Origin of the sequence: Paucibacter sp. DJ2R-2, assembly GCF_025717675.1 — a bacterium.
Taxonomy (GTDB): domain Bacteria; phylum Pseudomonadota; class Gammaproteobacteria; order Burkholderiales; family Burkholderiaceae_C; genus Paucibacter_A.
The window spans coordinates 596,511-614,295 of the sequence record NZ_JAJIRT010000001.1 but is presented as its reverse complement, the minus strand read 5'-3'; the positions used below and the strand labels follow the sequence as shown (position 1 = coordinate 614,295).

13 protein-coding genes and 1 pseudogene are annotated in these 17,785 nt (G+C 59.6%); 5 read left to right on the top strand and 9 right to left on the bottom strand.

Features of this window, described 5'->3' with window-relative positions:
- Nucleotides 1-25: 25 nt before the first annotated feature.
- The 9 genes from LNV28_RS02720 to LNV28_RS02680 form a co-directional block, all read right to left on the bottom strand.
- Nucleotides 26-226, bottom strand: coding sequence for a hypothetical protein (locus LNV28_RS02720; protein WP_263568730.1), 201 nt, complete (start codon nt 224-226; stop codon nt 26-28).
- Nucleotides 227-342: 116 nt separating this feature from the next.
- Complete coding sequence (locus LNV28_RS02715) at nt 343-1,455, bottom strand: DUF8606 domain-containing protein (RefSeq protein WP_263568729.1); 1,113 nt, start codon at nt 1,453-1,455, stop codon at nt 343-345.
- Between the two features lie 3 nt (nt 1,456-1,458).
- Nucleotides 1,459-2,187: an NYN domain-containing protein gene (locus tag LNV28_RS02710; protein WP_263568728.1), complete on the bottom strand. Its 729-nt coding sequence runs from the start codon at nt 2,185-2,187 to the stop codon at nt 1,459-1,461.
- A gap of 13 nt (nt 2,188-2,200) precedes the next feature.
- A complete protein-coding gene (locus LNV28_RS02705; RefSeq protein ID WP_263568727.1) occupies nt 2,201-3,757 on the bottom strand; it encodes a restriction endonuclease subunit S in 1,557 nt (518 codons plus the stop codon).
- Nucleotides 3,754-5,223 (bottom strand): type I restriction-modification system subunit M, encoded by a 1,470-nt coding sequence (locus tag LNV28_RS02700; RefSeq protein WP_263568726.1) that lies wholly within the window; start codon nt 5,221-5,223, stop codon nt 3,754-3,756. Before LNV28_RS02700 ends, LNV28_RS02705 begins: the two co-directional genes overlap by 4 nt.
- Nucleotides 5,224-5,274: 51 nt before the next feature.
- Nucleotides 5,275-6,120, bottom strand: a complete 846-nt coding sequence (locus LNV28_RS02695; RefSeq protein WP_263568725.1) for an HNH endonuclease — start codon at nt 6,118-6,120, stop codon at nt 5,275-5,277.
- Entirely contained in the window at nt 6,117-8,504 is a 2,388-nt protein-coding gene (gene hsdR, locus LNV28_RS02690) for an EcoAI/FtnUII family type I restriction enzme subunit R (protein WP_263568724.1), read from the bottom strand. The genes LNV28_RS02695 and hsdR overlap by 4 nt, the downstream gene beginning before the upstream one ends.
- 397 nt (nt 8,505-8,901) lie before the next feature.
- Nucleotides 8,902-9,975: a hypothetical protein gene (locus tag LNV28_RS02685; protein WP_263568723.1), complete on the bottom strand. Its 1,074-nt coding sequence runs from the start codon at nt 9,973-9,975 to the stop codon at nt 8,902-8,904.
- Nucleotides 9,976-10,184: 209 nt separating this feature from the next.
- Nucleotides 10,185-11,093, bottom strand: coding sequence for a hypothetical protein (locus LNV28_RS02680; RefSeq protein ID WP_263568722.1), 909 nt, complete (start codon nt 11,091-11,093; stop codon nt 10,185-10,187).
- 116 nt (nt 11,094-11,209) lie between these two features.
- Between LNV28_RS02680 and LNV28_RS02675 the strand changes: the two genes are divergently transcribed.
- From LNV28_RS02675 to LNV28_RS02655, 5 genes and pseudogenes are all read left to right on the top strand, one after another.
- Nucleotides 11,210-11,515 carry a BcepMu_gp16 family phage-derived protein gene (locus LNV28_RS02675; protein WP_263568721.1) on the top strand — a complete coding sequence of 102 codons (306 nt, stop codon included), beginning with the start codon at nt 11,210-11,212 and terminating at the stop codon, nt 11,513-11,515.
- A 314-nt stretch (nt 11,516-11,829) separates the two neighbouring features.
- Nucleotides 11,830-12,669 carry a PDDEXK family nuclease gene (locus LNV28_RS02670; RefSeq protein ID WP_263568720.1) on the top strand — a complete coding sequence of 280 codons (840 nt, stop codon included), beginning with the start codon at nt 11,830-11,832 and terminating at the stop codon, nt 12,667-12,669.
- A 2-nt stretch (nt 12,670-12,671) separates the two neighbouring features.
- Nucleotides 12,672-14,723, top strand: coding sequence for a TnsB C-terminal domain-containing protein (locus LNV28_RS02665; protein ID WP_263568719.1), 2,052 nt, complete (start codon nt 12,672-12,674; stop codon nt 14,721-14,723).
- Nucleotides 14,720-16,168 (top strand): P-loop NTPase family protein, encoded by a 1,449-nt coding sequence (locus tag LNV28_RS02660; RefSeq protein WP_263568718.1) that lies wholly within the window; start codon nt 14,720-14,722, stop codon nt 16,166-16,168. Before LNV28_RS02665 ends, LNV28_RS02660 begins: the two co-directional genes overlap by 4 nt.
- Nucleotides 16,165-17,772 (top strand): annotated as a pseudogene (locus LNV28_RS02655) (TnsD family Tn7-like transposition protein); the annotation flags it as partial. The gene LNV28_RS02660 and the pseudogene LNV28_RS02655, both read left to right, overlap by 4 nt.
- Nucleotides 17,773-17,785: the final 13 nt, after the last annotated feature.

The window sequence follows — 17,785 nt, the reverse complement described above, 5'->3', positions numbered from 1 at the left end:
TTTGCGCCGACAGTAGTAGGCTGACTCAGCGAATTTGCGCCGGCTTCCACTCCAACATCGCCTGCTCCCACTCCCCCCAGGTGGACTCTGTCACCTCAAGGCTGTGAAGCGCGTCCGCGCGCTCGGTCGCCTCAACGCGCCGCTCCAGCAGCAATTCGGTTTGCCGCACGATCTTGAGCAAGGTGGCGGTGAATGTGTGGCCGGCGGGTTGGTGGGCGGTGTGCATGGGGCTCTCCTACAACGATGGCGCTAGCATCCGTCGTCGCTTGCTCAGCAACCATCCCCCCCAGGGTGGGCCCTCTTTTTTGGGGGGGGGGGCTGTTGAGCTGCATCACCCTGAGTTCAGTCTCGGCTGCTCGCCTCTGCCTCGCCGATTTTGAAGACTGCTCTCAAGCGCTCCACCGTATGCCGCCACTTCGGCGTGGTCGGTTGGCACACCGTGTTCTGGTTACCAAACAAGCCCAGCTCATTGAAGGCCAGCGCCGCGGGGATGGTGTGTAGCCATTTCACGCGCACGAAGTACTCGCTCAGCTCCGGGTCGGCGGCGTCAGCTTTGTACAGCTCGCCATGCTTCAGCACATCCATGGCCAGCCGTTCGCCGTTGTCGGTGTGCACGTGGAAATCGCTGGCTGGCTGCACCGCCTCCAGCACTTCGCCAACGCCCACATAGCCGCGTCCAGGAATGTTCACCCACACCCGGTCGCCGGATGAGAGCAGCTTCAGCGTCTTGCTGTACCAGGAGCCGCCGCCCCCGCTGATGAAGCCGTATCGCACGGCGTCGTCCCAGCTGCGGCTGGTCTGGTCGCCGAAGGACACATAGAACTCGCCGTTCCAGGGCTCCTTGGCCCCTTTGCCGGTGGCGATGGTCACAGCCGCATTGGCCTGCGTTTCGCTGGGGTCGATCAGCCAAGCGCGGCTGAGCAATTGCTGGCCGCTGTGCTCGAAGACCTGGAAGAACAGCACGTTGATCGCAATGTCGCGGTCGTTCAGGTATTGCACGATGCGCTCGGTGGATGGGTCCAACTCGGCGGCGACGATGATGATTTGGTGCGCGTGGTTCAGGCTGTCTTCGTCCAGCGCCGTGCCGAAGCGCTGCTGGAAGTCCTGCTCCAGGCTGTGGCCGGGCTTGAAGCGGGCATAGATCTGCGAGATGCGGTCGGCGCCCAGCTCGGCCACCCAGGATGCATAGTCCAGCGCCTGGGCTACGATTTCGCGTGGCGTGCGGTCGCGCTTCAGCTCCACCAGCACCAGCGATCCATCGGGCGCGATGGCCAGCAGGTCGATGCGCCCGCCGTGCGAGGTCGTCTCCTGCTGGCCAATCAGCATCCAGGCCGGCGACAAGATGCGTGGGTCCTGCACAATCATCTCTTCCAGCAGGGCTTCGCTGCTGAGCTTGCTTTGCTTCAGCTGCGTGGCGGGCTGGCCGACTTGCCAGATGGCGTGTTGGATGGGCATGACTCAGGCTCGCAGTCGAACAAACAAATGCACGTTGCTGGAACCATCCTGCACGGGCACTTCCTTCACTTCCAGATACGGCTGCTTGCGCACCAGTTCCCCCAGCTTCTGGCAGCCGTAGTTACGTGGATCAAAAGCCGAGTGGTTCTTCATGATCAGCGAGCCCACAGTCGACAGGGGTGACCAGCCGTTGTCGCGGGCGGTAGCGGTCACTGCCTGCCTCAGCATGGCTTCCAGCGATTGCCCAGGCTCGGCGCTCACGATGGGTTGGGGCGCCGCACCGACGCCCTGCGCCCGCAAGATCTCCGTGTAAATGAACTTGTCACATGCAGCCACGAAAGGCTGCGGAGTCTTCTGCTCACCAAAGCCGTAAACCACCAGCCCCGCCTCTCGAATTCGCGTGGCCAGGCGGGTGAAATCGCTGTCTGACGAGACCAGGCAAAAGCCACTCACGGTGCCCGCGTGCAGCAAGTCCATCGCGTCGATGATCAAGGACGAGTCGGTCGCGTTCTTGCCTGAGGTGTAGCTGAATTGCTGCATTGGCTGGATGGCCAGTTTGTGCAACACATCCTTCCAGCCGCGCAGGTTGGGCGTGGTCCAGTCACCGTAGGCGCGCTTGACGGTGGCGGTGCCGTAGCGGGACACCTCGGCCATCAGTTCATTGATGATGCTGGCCTGCGCGTTGTCGGCGTCGATGAGGACGGCCAGTTTGTCGTTGTGAGGTGTTGCCATGTTGGAGGGGGGATCAGGCCACGGCTTGCGCGACCAGCACGGAGGCCAGATGTTCGTGATGCTGGCGGGCTTGGACCAGACGAAGCGTCAACTGGTCGCAAACGATCAATAGCTCTTCGACTTTGGCCACGATTCGGCTCTGCTCTTTAAGGGGCGGCAATGGAACAACGAAGGAAGTGAGGCTTTCCTGGTTCAACTTGGGCATCTTGACTCGGTTCTCGGCAAGACGCACTTGGGCAAGGAACATTTCGCTCAGCATCATTGATAGCTGGAATCTTGGATCAATGTGCGAGTTGATTGGGTACATGTCTGCACTACAGAGCCCGTCGAAGTCGACCAAAACGGCCTTTGACAAGGAGGGGCGAATCTTGGAGTACAAGAGTTGGCCTGCTACAAAACGGTTGTTTGGTCCGCGAATTCCGGTCTGTCGAACTGTGCGGCGCTCCAAAAGCCGCCCCGTTCCTTTCTCTATGCAATCAGGCGCAACTTGAATGCTGTCCAGGAAGTCCTCCGGGCGAACTAGCTCGCTCTTGATTTGACAAATTTCGCCGAAACTAGCCCAACACCATCCTGATGGAAGCGATGAGGCTAAACCCATGTCGGAATGTGTCGCCTCCTCGCCTTTCGCACTACGAGCCCTCTTGCTACTGTGGAGTCGTGCAAGCAACTGCGTTGCAGGCTCATCATTCAAGTCTTGCGGAACAAGCCTGCCCATAACCCCCAACTGCAACACCGTCTGCTTCAGCGCGTCAATGCTGGCCTCGGTGGTGAAGAGCGTATGGAAATGCTCGGACAGTTGTTGCCAACTGGCGCGGAAGTCGGCGGCGTCGCGGGCTTGGGTGAGGCTGGTGAGCAGGGCCGCCACCAACTGCGCGTGGGCGGCCTCGGCGTCGGCCTGCTCAGCCTCCAGCCGGTCGCACAGATCCATCAGTTCATCAACCTTGGCGACGATGCGGTGTTGCTCGGCCAGTGGCGGAACCGGCACGGGCGCAGCTTTGAGCTTTGCCTGAGAGATGTTCACCTGGCTGGCTGCCATTCCGGACTTTGCGGCCTCAAGGTAACGAGCCGTAGCGCCAGCATTTAGGCAAAGAGCCGTAAACCTGCCGTCCAATCGCTGAGGATTTGGTCGAAACCGGATGATCTTGTCCGACAGCATGAGCCTTGGGCGCGTCGAATCGACCAAGCAAGATATGCCGACGCGGTTCATTGGGCCGGCTCGTGTGAAGAGAACATCACCGGCCTTGACTTCGGCCTCTGGACGCGGGGTCAAGTGGGCAGGAAGTTCCTTGTTCTCTTCCTGCACGTAGCGCAAGGGCTGAACCGCTGTGGTGCGCAGCACGCCCCACACTTCATAAGTAGGCGCTGGTGTATCAAGGCAGGCTGGACTCCAACCCGCATCCATGCCCGATATCTCGCTCCCAAGTGTGGACCATTGCCACTTGCCGACGTCATCTTCATGCGGCACGAGACGACCGGTTACCGCTAGGTCGCGGATCACCACTCTTAGCCTATCAACTCCGTTCGGTGATCCCGCCAGCAGTGCCAGATTGTCGGTAAGCAGCGTGGTCATTCGCCCCGCTCCAGCGCCTCGGCCAGCGCCGCCTTCAGTTGCTCCCGCAGCCCATGTATGCCCTCCTGCATCCGCGCGTACTCAGCCAGCAGTTGCGCCGGGTCATGGCTCACCTGCTCACCCTCATGCGGGTTCTTGCAGTCGAGGTTGTAGTTGCGCGCCTTGATGTCCTCGGCGCTGACCTTCCAGGCGAACTCGTTCTCGACGCGGGCCGAAAAGCCATCGGCCTCGCTGCCCCACCAGGCCTCCTCAACCTTGAACTCCTCGATGCGCATGGGCCGCGTCTTGGAATAGTTCTTCACCCCGGCCGGGTATTGGTGCTCGTAGAACCAGATGTCCTTGGTCGGTGTGCCCTTGGTGAAGAACAGCAGATTGGTCTTGATGCCGGTGTAGGGGTTGAACACGCCATTGGGCAAGCGAACGACGGTGTGCAGATTGCAGTCGTTCAATAACTTTTCCTTGATGCGGCTCTTGATGCCCTCGCCGAACAGAAAGCCATCGGGCAGCACCACGGCCGCGCGACCGCCGTCCTTGAGCAAATGCATGATGAGCACGAGAAACAGGTCCGCCGTTTCACGGGTACGGAAGGCCTGAGGGAAGTTGGTCTCGATGCCGTCTTCCTCCATGCCGCCAAAGGGCGGGTTGGCGACGATGCAGTCGACGCGGTCCTTGGGCCCCCAGCCAATCAAAGGCTTGGCCAGCGTGTTGTCGTGGCGGATCTGGTTGGGCACCTCGATGCCGTGCAGGATCATGTTGGTGGTGGCCAGCAAATGCGGCAGCGGCTTTTTCTCCACGCCGTGGATGCTGGCCTGCAGCGTGCGCTCGTCCTCGGGCGTTTTGACGTAGTGCTTGCGCTTGTGCTCGATGGTGCAGGTGAGGAAGCCGCCGGTGCCGCAGGCGGGGTCCATGACTTTTTCATCGAGCTTGGGGTCGACCATACGGACCATGAACTCGGTCACCGGGCGCGGTGTGTAGAACTCGCCGGCATTGCCTGCGCTTTGCAGGTCACGCAACAGCTGCTCGTACATATCGCCGAAGGCGTGGCGCTCCTGGGCCTTGTTGAAGTCGACGCCTTCCTGGATCTTGTTGATGACCTGCCGGATGAGCTGGCCGGACTTCATGTAGTTGTAGGCATCCTCGAACACACCGCGCACCACGAAGGCGGCCGGCGTGGTGCTGTAGCTCTCCAGCTTTTGCAGCGCGGGGAAGAGTTCGTTGTCGATGAAGCTCTTCAGCTCTTCGCCGGTGATGCCTTCGGGGTTGGCTGCCCAGTTGCGCCAGCGGTATTGCTCAGGCAGCGGCGAACGGTAGTGGTCATCCAGCAGTTCCCATTCCTGCTCACGGTCGTCAAAGATTTTCAGGAAAAGCAGCCAGACGAGTTGGCCGATGCGCTGGGCGTCACCGTCGACGCCGACGTCCTTGCGCATGATGTCTTGGATGGATTTGATGGAACTGCTGATGGACATGGGCAGGGATGCGTTGTTCTTGTTTTTTCGGGGAGATGCACTAGCCTGGCTTCAGGCGATGAAGCCGTGTTTGTTGCGGTGTGCGGCGAGATAGGGCTGGTGTTTGGGCGATATGGCTCGGAGCCTTGCGTCTGCGGTGATGCCGAGAGCAAGCAAATCTACACCGCGAAGAGCGGTGCACCGTAGCATGCGGCCAGACTCATCAAAGCTGATCAGGCCCTGGTCGAACAGCTTGTCAATGGAAGCGGCCAAAAGCAACCCGTTGTAGGGGTCCAGGCACGTCTCTGGGTCTTTGTTCTCACGCCAAGGTACAGCATGAGATGCGACCAGAGCTTTTTCGATGCCACACCCAGTAACCGCACATCGGCGGTGCCAAATCTTCAATAAGTCTTCTCGATACCTACCCTGGCCGACGCGGGCTTCAATCAGCGCTGTCCTGGTAGTTGCAGTAACGGCGCGCCCTTGCAGGCCAGCGTCAACGTCAGCGGTTGCGGCTGCCCATACGAGGGGGTCTACGGCATGGGATTCGCCGGGCTCAGTCAAGGCAGCCGATACAAAAGCATCAACAGCTGCCTCATTCGCCAGCGAAAGCGCCCGCCCAGGCATGCCGCCAGCGTACTTGGTACTGCCACTTCTGTAGGGGGCGTCTTCAAAGACGACACCTGCGCCAATTGGCACTGCAGAGGCAACCCGGCGCGCATCCTCAGGATGAATAACCAGCGGAGCTGTGCGCATAGGCCGCAGAGTGTCTTCAGCTAATTTGATAGAGACCCAGTTCCCCATCTTTGGATGCTGAAGCTTCCAAGATTTGGTTGAGCGGTCGGCGCTGGTAATGTCCTCAAAGCCTCGTTGGAGCAGGGCTGCGCGAAGCTGATAGTTGTCGATGGACTTGGTCATGCGTAGAGCTGGGTTTCAAGTTCGACAACCGCCTTCGCATAACCAGCCTTGCCGCCGAAGGCCTTGACCAATTCGATGGGCGCACCGATGCGGCTGAACGGGTCCAGCTGAAGAATCTTGATGTCCTCAATGGGTTCCAGGCCGGTGTCGGCGTACTTCTCCAGCAAGGCTTCCAGCACCTGCCGCGCCGGGCCTTGGTACTTGGCAAAGTAATTGCGCTTCTTAACGTTGTCGGCGCGCTCCTTGCGGGATAGCGGTGGCTGATCGAACGCGACGTGGCAGATTAGGTCGAAGGGGTCGAGCGGCTTTCCGCCCTGCTTAGCTTCGACCTCTTCGGCCAAGGCTTCCCAGAGCACGCCCTGGTTGGCCAACTCTTCGATGATGACCTTCTTCTGCTCAGCGTCAGACCAGCGGCGCAGGAAGGCGTCCAGCGAGCCGAACTGCTTGGTGACGCAGTTTCGGGTGTACTCGCGGAGGGATTCGGTGATGAGCTTGCCGTCCGCGCCGTAGTACTGCACGCGCTCAGCCACCACGAAGACCGAGACATTGCCCACCACATACTTGATGCGACCGCCGCCGCCGCCGCCGCCACCGCCGCCCAGGTCGTCGCCTTCATCGGGCGGTGCGTCGTCGCCATCGCCGCCGACAGGTCCGCCGCCTTCGGGCTGCTCCGGCACATCGTCGGGCGGAACCGGCGGTTCGTCGCCCTTGGGTTCGTAGACCTGCACTGGGTCGCCATCAAAGGCCGGGTCGGCAAATAGCTCGGTGGCCTTTTTGAAGTCCATGATGGTGAACCAGAACTTGCCGTAGTCCTCGTTGATGCGGGTGCCACGGCCGATGATTTGCTTGAACTCGGTCATGGACTTGATGTGCTGGTCCAGCACCACGAGCTTGCAGGTTTGCGCGTCCACGCCCGTGGTCATTAGCTTGCTGGTGGTGGCGATGACGGGGTAGCGCTCTTCGGGGTTGATGAAGTTGTCGAGCTCGGCCTTGCCTTCTTGCTCGTCCCCGGTAATGCGCATGACGTACTTGCGGTTCTCCTGGATGCGCTGCGGGTTCAGGTTCACCAGGGCCTGGCGCATGCGCTCGGCGTGGTCGATGTCATCGCAGAAGACGATGGTCTTCTGAAAGGGGTCTGTGGCTTTGAGAAAGGCGGTGATCTTCTCGGCCACCAGTTGGGTGCGGGCCTCCAGCACCAGTTGCCGGTCCATGTCCTTGAGGTTGTAGATACGGTCTTCGATGGGCTGACCGCTCTTGTCCAGCATGCCCGCCGGTGGGCGCCAGCCTTGCAGGTCTTTGTCGAAGTCGATGCGCACGACTTTGTAGGGAGCAAGGAAGCCGTCCGCAATGCCCTGCTTGAGGCTGTAGCTGTAGACCGGCTCGCCGAAGTAGTGGATGCTGGAAACCTCCTTGGTCTCCTTGGGCGTGGCGGTCAGGCCGATGTGCGTGGCGCTGGAGAAGTAGGCAAGTATTTCGCGCCAAGCCGAGTCCTCGGCGGCGCTGCCCCGGTGGCATTCGTCAATGACGACCAAATCGAAGAAGTCCGGCGAGAACTGCTTGTAGATGTTCTTCTCTTCCTCGGCGCCGGTCACTGCCTGGTACAGCGAAAGGTAAATCTCGTAGGACGTGTCGATCTGCCGCTTGGCGATCTTGGTCATCGCCGCGCCGAAGGGCTTGAAGTCGTTGTTCTTGGTCTGGTCGACCAGGATGTTGCGGTCGGCCAGGAACAGGATGCGCTTCTTCTGGCGGCTCTTCCACAGGCGCCAGATGATCTGAAACGCTGTGTAGGTCTTGCCGGTGCCGGTGGCCATCACCAGCAGCACGCGGTTCTGGCCACGCGCCACCGCCTCCACCGTGCGGTTGATGGCGTTCATCTGATAGTAGCGGGGCATGCGGCCGGTGCCGTCGTCGAAGTACGGGGCTTCGACCTTTTGGCTGGCTTCGGCGTTAAAACCCTTCCAGGCGCAGTAGCGCTGCCAGAGCTCGGCCGGGCTGGGGAACTGATCCAGCGTCAGCTCAGTCTCGGTGAGGTCTGCATTGCCGGTGCGGTCGTGGAACAGGAAGCTGTCACCGTTGCTGGAGAACACAAAGGGCACGTCCAGCGCTTCGGCGTAGTCCAAGGCCTGCTGCATGCCGTCGCCCACGGCGTGGGTGTTGACCTTGGCCTCAATCACCGCCAGAGGCAGATTGGGCTGGTGGTACAGGATGAAGTCAGCGCGCCGCGACTTACCGCGAGTGTGCAGCTTTCCCCGGACGATCACGCGGCCCTTGGTGAAGCTAACTTCTTCTCGCACCTGACGCTGGATGTCCCAGCCTGCCGCGACGACGGCGGGTGCGATGAACTTGGTGCAAATGTCTCTTTCGCTGAGCGACTTTTTGTCCACGTGGCACTCCCTGCCCTCATTTGTGACTTGAGATTTGATTTCAATTATGTGGGAGCGCGAAGGCGGGCTGGCGAACTTGAGGGAAACTGAGGGCCGGACACTCAGGACGTGTCCAAACTTTGCTACCTACAAAGTCGATCGGGAGAGGGATGCTTCGGCCGGTCGTTGGAATGGTCCAGCGACAAAACACACTGAAGCTCCCATCATGCAATTGATCACGAGATATACGCCCAACTCTGCACGGTTGAACGGTAAGCAACATCCTGCACTGCCCCCCGCCCAGCGACCACCCAACTGGCCCAGCAAAGTTCCCGGCAAACCTTCAGGGCCATACCGTGACAATGCCCCCCCGAAAAACAAGAGCTGATTGATCTTTAGGTCAGCTGGGCGTCGACTCTCAGGCCTGGGCCAAGAGTCCCGACCAGTGCTTCGCCCGCGAACGCAACCAGTCATCCACGCTGGTTGCTTCAAAGAGGTCAAGAAAGCCATAGCGCGTTCCCTCCAGGATGAAGAGCTCCTTCGGCCGAGCGAGCCACTTCATCATTCTTGCCTGGCGGTCTAAACGACGCGCCAACCAGAAGACGGTGTAGTGATCTTCTTCATGGCCAGTAGGGCAAGTCTCTTTCGCGGCGAGGGCCTGCCTGAGCGCGCTGGATAGTTGGATGACTTTGGCCTCCGACGGGAAAGACTGGCCGCAACTCCAGCGCTTGAGGGTGGTGATGTCCAACGGGTCCATACCGGCTTTGGTCCCTTTGTTGGCGAGCTCCAAGAGCTCCGCCAAGGTCTGAGCCTTAACACATGACATCACCCAGCGCAGATAGATCGCCCCCGAGTGAACCACTCCGCCGGGGCCCAACATGTCATTCAGGCGAAGAAAGCGGGGATCTGCGTTGGCCAGTAGCTCTGCGTCCACTTTCGCGAGCATGCAAATCTGAGCATCGAACAGCCCAACCATCCGGGTCAGCAAAGCTTCTTCCAGTGACTCGCATCGATTGAGCCACTTCAATCCCAAAGGAGTGACGAAACACTTGAGCTCCGGCTGCGCTGCCCAAGTGGATGCGGCACCTGGAAAATCACCGTCATATAGACAGCGATCAAGATGCTTAGACGAGGCTTCAATGGCGGCGTTGTGCCTGGCCTCAATGAGTGCCGGGGCACGAATGAGGTCGTGAGTCATCTGAAGTTGCATCGTCCAATGTCCAAGTTGCTCCAGCTGACTTGGATCCTTACGCACGCGTTCGAACAGGTCTTCGAGCCGCGCCAGTAACTCGGCCTCCATGCCAGCGCGCCGGAAGAACTCCATCATGTCCCCTTCCACCTTTGTGTCGAGGGATTGCAGGTTTCTGCGCTGGAGTCTTTCAAGCCTCTTTACGTAGGCCGCGCCACCGGGCATCTGCTCAAAGGTGTCGCGGTATGGCCTTTCGTTTAGCTTGGCAGTGGCAAAAGAATCAAACAGGATTGCGCCGCTCAACTTCAGCGGCTTGGGCCTTCCGGGTAATAGCGACATTGCGACTCAGGCTAATTCATTTGGAGCGTCGATCCTGCTGGCAAGTGGCGCGACTTTCATTGCGCCATTTGCACCACCCAGCATGATTGCTGCACCGAGGATGGGGCGTGGACTGTAGCTATTGAATAGCGTTGTGAGTTGCCTGTCCTTTGGCTGGTTTCAGTCTTCGGGTCTCAACCTTTTGTGGTGTTGTTGACGCACCGTCTTCTCTTTGCCTTGTTCTCGGCAATGCGCCGTCTTGCATCGACGAGCTCCCAAGCGTATCCGGACGCTAAGACGGCTGGCTTCCACGTTTCGTACGCAGCGTAGCCGGGTGTCTCCGGGTGTGTGACGGCCAAGGTCTCGGCGACTTGGTGCGCGGCATACAGGTAATCCTGTGAATTGATATGACTGAGCCAAGCGATGTTGACCCGTTTGAAGAAGTGCTTGTCGACGTACTCGGCGATGGGGGCCAACAGACCGTGGTCAGCCAGCCAAGGCGCCTGGACCAGCATCACAACGAACAGGTTCTCGGCCATCGGTGTTTCACGTCCCTTGCCACGTTCGATGGTCAGCCGCAGCAGTACGAGCAAGCAAGCAAGATCATCCAGGGACGCTGACAGCGTCATATCAATCACCGGCTGGAGATATGGATGAACGACACGGCCGGGGAACCTTAGGCTGCGAAGCAGCAACTTGGTAAAGGCTCGGTACTTTCTCTCGGGCAGCCGCTGAACCACGGCGTCGATGTACTCCCCCAATGGCATGTCAGCGCGTAGGGCCGGCCATAGCGCCAACGACCAGGTCGCCGCGCTCCCCGGGCTCCGAGCTTCCATTTCTGCGATGAGCTTTGGGCTGGGTGACCTTCGGCCCTGAAAGCGCTCCGACCACTGCCTGTGTGCGTACTTGAGCCTCGCCGGCTCCATGGAATCACCCGCATGCCATTTGACGAGGTCGACAAGAGGTTCGACATCGGCTCGCATTGCGACATCCCACGACCAAGCAATCGTCGAAAAAATGTCCACCAGTTCGCGGCGACGCTGCCTGCCGTTAGTTAATGAGAAACAGGCATGGGAGAGAGAAAGATTAGTCGTATCAATCACTTGCGATCAATGCCGTCAGATTGCTCCGCGCCAACGTTGCAGATTGTCCTCCGCAAGACCTCGATTTAGCATCCCTCGGCGCGAGGCCTATCCGGCCCGTTTCGAAACAAGCAAATTTGGTCAAATTCATGCAGCCAGCTCAACCCGATCCGGTCGACGTCGAGGTCGTGCGTCATCAGTTCTATGCCAACGGCATCACCGTGAAGGACTGGGCGCGTGAGCACGGCTTCGACGTGAACATGGTCTACAACGTGCTGAATGGCCGCAGCCGGGCCAGACGCGGGCAGAGCCATCAGATTGCTCTGGCGCTGGGCCTGAAGAAGATTGAGCCCGGCGTGCTGCTGGCCGTCGCTTCGTCTGTTGAGCACGTGCCAGCGGCCGTGCCGCCACTGACGCCCAAGGAGGCCCAAATGAAAACCTGAGCCCACAAACGCGAAAGCCGCAGGCGGTGGAACGCTTGCGGCTTTCTGAGACGTATCGAGGGAAACCCTCAAATTTCCAGGAGTGGAAAAAATGTACCCGCCTAAATGGTGCGGGTCAAGGGTGTCCCTCGTTCATTCACGAGCATGCGCGACGCGATCGCGCGAAAGGACACCTTATGGCCCAGAGGCGGATGACGTTCGCCCGTTTGCAACAGATCCATCGCCGACAAGATCCTCCGGCATGGAGCCCCGACTACCAGCCTGGCATTTTTGCCACGCGTGAGGAGGCCCCTAGCGTTTCGCGAGCGGCGCAGATGTGGTCACAGAAGTTGCAGCGCTACGTTCACGCGTTGTCTGCGACGGAGCAAACAGCAGCCAGGCTGGCCTTGTTCCATCCCGACTTGTTTGAGATGCATGAGCAACGGATGCTGCCAGTGAAGCCACAGCAGCATCCGCTGTCTGGGCACGCCCGCGCTGTCGGATTGGACTTGCCGTCACTGCAAGGCACGATTGCTGTTGCTGAGCGCCTGGATGTTTTGAAGACGCACGGCTGGATCCGTCATTACGACGAGCAGTCCCAAGAGACTCGGCTGGTGCCCACGCCCATGTTCGGCGACTTGCTGTTGTTTCTCTTCGATGGGCGTGGGCCCTATGTTGTCAATTGGTCCGTCAAGCTGGCAGAGGAGGACTTCAACCGGACGATCAATCTACGTCGCCGAGTTCGGAATTCAAATGCCGACGCCAGCGCTGCCCGTGCCCGGCATGCAATCGAAGAGCAACTCTATTTGGATGCAGGCATTCGTACCGTTCGATTTGTGAGCGACACCGTCCCTCCGACACTCGATCACAACCTCCGCCTCCTGTTCCTGCACCAGCGCCCGCAGCGTCAGCTTGATCGCGACATCCTGCGGGAACTAGAAGATCGCGTCCGAGGCACCGTTGGACGCGAACCACCGCAGGTCGCCTTGCTGGGTGTGACCCATCGCCACGGCTGTGACTACCAGGATGTCCGACAAGCTTTCTTTTGCTTGCTGTGGGAGCGTCGAGTTAGGGTCGATCTGATGGACGCGCTGGTTTTGGTTGATCAGCCTTTGCGCCCTGAAAAGAACAGCGTGTTTGAGCGTTTTGCCCATCTGTTCAAGAGGGAGGTGTGAACATGCATCTCAATGCGCAACTCCATGCCCCTCATGGCTTTGAAGGCTTGGTCTCGGGCGTGACGTATCACTTGATGTACAGCGATGCGGCTCGCAATCGAGTCTTGTTGGTGACGTTCAACGCCTCTTCGACGGCCAAAGCGGAGAAGTCCAAACCCGTGAACTCCGGCGGTCTCAAAGCCGTTGTGGTCTTCCTTCAACGAGATCGCTTCGAAGAGGCCATCAAAAGCGAGCTGATCCGTCCCAGTCCATGTCAGCGTGCTCTTCCTCATTGGCTGGATGACGTCACCATGGCCGAGTTGATCGAGCACGATCGCTGTCGCACCGATATGACTCACCCACACGATGGGCGCGTAGACGCGATGTTGGCTCATCTTTGGCCTGCGTTGGAGCGAGTGAAGGAGGTTTTCGAGGCCACAGATCCCGCTGCATATTTGAACAAGTTGGCGAGAGCCTGTACTCCGGTGCAGAACGAGTCGAGGTATCGACTGGCGTTCTTTTCGTACATCGCGTTCGGCCAAGAAAGATTGGCCTTGCACTACCGCGTGACGCAAATCGGCAAGTGGGAACGGAAGGCCCATGAGCGCAAGTTCGGCAGACCTTCCAAATACGGTGCCCGGAATGGGCACAGCTCCTGTGGTGACGATGTCAGGCTCAAATGTGAGAAGGGCTTCCGGGACTTCGCGACACCTGGCGCTTCGATGCGCTCGGTCTACCGGAATTCGATGCTGAAGGTTTTCGGTTGCAGGCCTCATACGGAGCCGGATGGACGCATGGCTTTCAGTCACCCGGAAGGTGCGCGCTTTCCGACATTTGGGCAATTCAGCTACCGGGTCTGCCTGGCCTTTGATCTAGAAACGCGGCGCCTGATGAAGTACGGTGCCTCGCGTGTCAAGTCGGAGTTCGCTGAGCCGCGAGGTAGCTTTATTGCTTCTGTGGCTTATGCCATGGAGGCACTGCAATCGGATGCCTATGTTGTCGAGGACGTTGCCAAGGGCTACATCGAGGGGAGCTACCTGCCTCGCTTGCATGTGGTGCGAATCATCTGCGTGGGTACCGGGGCGATCGTGGGTATCGGCTTTTCCGTGAAGGGCGAGAAGGCCGAGGCTTACCGTATGGCCAAGTTCTGCATGGCTGTGGACAAAGTGTGGTTCTGCAAGCTATTCGGTATCGTCATTCGAGAGGATGAATGGCCGACGGTGGGCCTTCCTATGCATGACCTCACTGATCGAGGGCCCGGCGCGACGAGTGGGGGAGATGCGGTCGATGCCGATTTGTTGGCGACCATCAAAGAGATTGCACCATCCTATTCTGGGCAATCCAAAGCCAATGTGGAAACGCGCAACCCCAAGAGCGTCAAGTCGGAAGGGGCTCCGCAATTCAAAGTGACGAGCCAGACGTTGGTGCAATTGGCGACTCGCGAAATCTGGCGCGCCATCGAATCCAACAAGACAACCGACGTCATTTCGAGGCTTGGGCCGAGCGCGCTGAGTGCGGGGGTGTTCCCGACGCCGATTGGGCTCTGGAACTATCTGACAAGCCTCGGCCGAACGATGGCCTATCGAATTCCCCAGGAGCAGGCGATCCGCGGGTACCTCAAGAAAATTGATGTGACCGTGGAAGACGGCGCGGTGTACTTCCTGGGCTTTCGCTTTTGGTCTAAGGCTCTGCATTCCAGCGGGGTCCTCGCCGGAGCGCGTGCAATTCAAGGCTATGCATTCCCAATGTGCTTGAGGCACATCTTCCTCGATACGCCGCGCGGCATCGTCGTGGTCGATGCGGCCTATGGAATTCAAACGGATGAAGGCGAGTTGTTTCTCTGTATCGAGGAGATGGCGCAATTAATGGAGTTGCGCCGCCGCGAACGGGCCAGCCTGACGGTGCATCGTGAAGCCGCCAAAGCAGACGTGGCAGAGCGATTCGAGGCCCAATCTGGGGGCGTGTACGAAACCTTCGAGACGAGGCCTGGTCGTGCCAAGCGAGGCAACGCCGCTTCGCGGGAAGAGTCGAGACAGATCATGCCCATCCTGCGCGCCCAAGGAGGAAAACCATGAGCGCCGGCGTCAAGGTCCTGCGCCCGTGGGATGTCTGGTTTGAAGGTCTCGATTCGGACGAGAGCTTGCGGGCAAAAGTCACCCTGAGGGCTGAGCAGGGACTCAGTCTTGTCGGCAAGTCGCCAACCATAGCTTGTGATGAGCTCAGGTCAGCATGGAAGCAGATCTATTTGCCGTGCAATCAGCACCTGGGCGTCTTGCGGAAGTTGGTCGACCGCGCCCGGGGAAATGCTTCGCACCGCTTCTCATGTGTGAAGACCTATGAAGATGCCATATACGCGAGAAGTCCGTTGCTGACCGTCGAGCCGGAAATTTGGGGGCTGACCGGGCTGGCAGGCGTCGGCAAATCTTCGCTGATTCTCGCCTTGGATCGTGCTCTTCAACCACCCGAGGGCTTCTGTCTGACGCCAAGCGTGCCCGCTTGCTCAAGGCCTGTCGTTCCGCTCATCTTGACTGCGGAACGTTCAAGCCAGGCGGTTCTATGTCGTCTGGCCAACCCAGTTTTCGTGGGTGGCAGAACCAACATCAGCCCCTCAGGGCTCGTGCAGCACCTTCGAGAATGGTTGTTTGCGCAGGGGACGCTGTTGGTGCCAGTAGACGAGTTGCAGTCGATGACTCGCAGTGAGGGGGCGACGACCTTGATTGCCAACTTATTGACAGAGCTGAATGATTTGGGCCCGTATCTTGTTTACTGTTTCAACTACTCGCTCGGGCACAAACTACTGAAGCGGCCGCAAGAAGACAAGGATCGATTGTTTGCCAACTGCCTCCTTCTCGATGTTCCTTCCTTGGGCGAATCCAATTGGCGGGATGTCATCGCCGAGTATGTGCGCGTCGCGCCAGGTCATTTTGAGTTGGTGCCGGATCGGGATGGTCCCGAGCTCTATCGACTGACTGGTGGCTTGTATCGGCTGCTGAGTATCCTGCTTCTGGAGTCTTGCAGGCAAGCCTGGCCTTCCTCCGTCACGCGGCCGGTGTCGATGGCAGAAGTCAGACGAGCATTTCAATCAACTGCGTTCACAAGCCAACGCGCTGATGTCGAGGCACTGCAGTCGATCAATTTCAGTGCGCGCGAGAGGGCGCGACATCGGGGTCTGGTTTGTCCCTTCACGGACGCGTCTCTTTCTCCCGGTGGCGCAGTCGAGGGCAAACCTATTTCTGGTCCTCGTGCCGCTACAACTCTAACTGTCCCTGCAGCTGCAGCGAAACATGTCGTAGAGAGTGCGCTGACGCTTGAGGAGAAAGGCGTACTCGCGGCGTTGCGCTGTGCTGCCGGGCAAGCTGCGAGTACCGGACGCAAGGCAGCGACGGTTACCAGGCTGCCGCGCAGCGGACCCATCAGCGCAGAAGCACTGATGGCGGGTGCTGATCTTCTGTCGCCGGCCAGAGCCAAGGATCGCAGTGTTCACAAAGACCCGGGCGGGGCAACTGAGGAGCAGGGGTGAGTGCGAATCGAGCTTCATTGGGGGAGCGGATTCCCTGGCTGCCTGATGAGACCTTGTTCAGCTGGTGCAGTCGGTATCACCATTTGGCTGTGAATGGCCTCGCGGCGGCCACATGCATGCAACTGTTCGGAGCGCGTCGTCGAGGGGTGGCCCACGATCTGCCGGACGGCATCGGAGCGTTGGTCCGCCGTGCTGAAGGCAGCCTGGGGGCTGCGAGTGACATCTGCACAGACAGAACGCTGCTTGCCTTTTATGCGCCGTTTCGTTCTCTGGCACTTGTCGAGCAGGCTCAGGCGCAGTTGATCGATGGGAGCGTGGCGCACCTGAAGTATCAACTTGGCATGCTCACCAGCGGGCTTGGCGCGGCGCATCCCCTGAAAGCCTGTCCATGCTGCATGAAGTTAGATCGACAGCAGTTCGGCGTCGCGCACTGGCGGCGCACGCATCAGCTGCCGTCATCCTGGTACTGCGAAGAGCACAGCACGCCGTTGCTAGTCTCTCCGATCAAGCTGGACCAGCGTGCCCGATTTCAGTGGGCGCTGCCAATGGGTGCAGCGCTTGTGCCTTGGGCAACGGGTCCGAGCTCACTTCGAAGTTGTGAACTTGGATTGCGTATGGCCGCATTCGGCGCTGCGCTATGCCGATTGCCGGCATCTAGGCTTGCCAACGCCCAACGCCTTGCACAGGGCTTCAGATCCGGGCTGAGCCGGTGCGGTGTGCTGAGCCGAGCTGGACGGGTTTCGTGGGCCGACCTGCAGGCGCACATGGGACAGCATGTGGCTGCATTGAACATGCTGCCGCCTTTCGCCATGCAGCTCGACGTGGCGGTGTCCACGGCACAGTTGACGCGGATTTTGTCCGGCCGAGGATTGACTCATCCGCTTCGTTACATCGCGTGGCTCTGTCTGTTCTTTGACAGCCTGGATGAGTTCATCGACGCCTACGACGCGCCCCTGCCGCAAGCAGCGCCTGCAATTACAGCTCGAGCACAAGTTGATTCTGGACAAGCCGATGGCGGCAAAGATGGGCGCGCAGTCGCGGCAGTGACCGCACTCTTGTCTGGCGGCGAATCTATGACTGCAATCGCAAACCGACTTGGCGTGGAGCCAGGCACTGTTGCCGTTTGGGCGGCCAGAGCCGGACTACAAACCGCCAGGCGCCCGAAGAAGCTTGATGACGAGCGCTGGAGCGCTGCGATAGACATGCTCGTGGAAGGGGTGAACAAGCGGGATGTGGCTCTACGGATCGGAATGAGCGAGGTGACCGTGACCAGAATCCTCAGGATCGTGCCGGGACTCCAAGAGCTTTGGCACGAGGTTCGCCATGAGGCAGCCAGAGTGCGTGCACGAGAGGCGTGGTTGAGGGTTGTATCGGCCGAAGCGGCGATCGGCCGGGCCTCAGCACGGAGGGTTGCCCCTGCGGCATTTGCCTGGCTGTATCGCAACGATCGCGAATGGCTCCATGCTCAGTCCTCGCACCTACCTTCCGTTCAACTTGGAAACGGCTCAACGCACCGGCGTCACCGTGCCGACGAGCGCTATGCGCATAACTTGGAGACCGCTCTCGCTTCGGCGCAGCTCACGAAGCCGGGCTTCAATATGCGAATCTCAGACTGGG

Coding starts and splice junctions, on each gene's coding strand:
- LNV28_RS02660 (WP_263568718.1), top strand. CDS start 14,720: ATGAGCGCCGGCGTCAAGGTCCTGCGCCCGTGGGATGTCTGGTTTGAA.
- LNV28_RS02705 (WP_263568727.1), bottom strand. CDS start 3,757: ATGACCACGCTGCTTACCGACAATCTGGCACTGCTGGCGGGATCACCG.
- LNV28_RS02710 (WP_263568728.1), bottom strand. CDS start 2,187: ATGGCAACACCTCACAACGACAAACTGGCCGTCCTCATCGACGCCGAC.
- LNV28_RS02715 (WP_263568729.1), bottom strand. CDS start 1,455: ATGCCCATCCAACACGCCATCTGGCAAGTCGGCCAGCCCGCCACGCAG.
- LNV28_RS02700 (WP_263568726.1), bottom strand. CDS start 5,223: ATGTCCATCAGCAGTTCCATCAAATCCATCCAAGACATCATGCGCAAG.
- LNV28_RS02720 (WP_263568730.1), bottom strand. CDS start 226: ATGCACACCGCCCACCAACCCGCCGGCCACACATTCACCGCCACCTTG.
- LNV28_RS02670 (WP_263568720.1), top strand. CDS start 11,830: ATGTGGTCACAGAAGTTGCAGCGCTACGTTCACGCGTTGTCTGCGACG.
- LNV28_RS02695 (WP_263568725.1), bottom strand. CDS start 6,120: ATGACCAAGTCCATCGACAACTATCAGCTTCGCGCAGCCCTGCTCCAA.
- LNV28_RS02665 (WP_263568719.1), top strand. CDS start 12,672: ATGCATCTCAATGCGCAACTCCATGCCCCTCATGGCTTTGAAGGCTTG.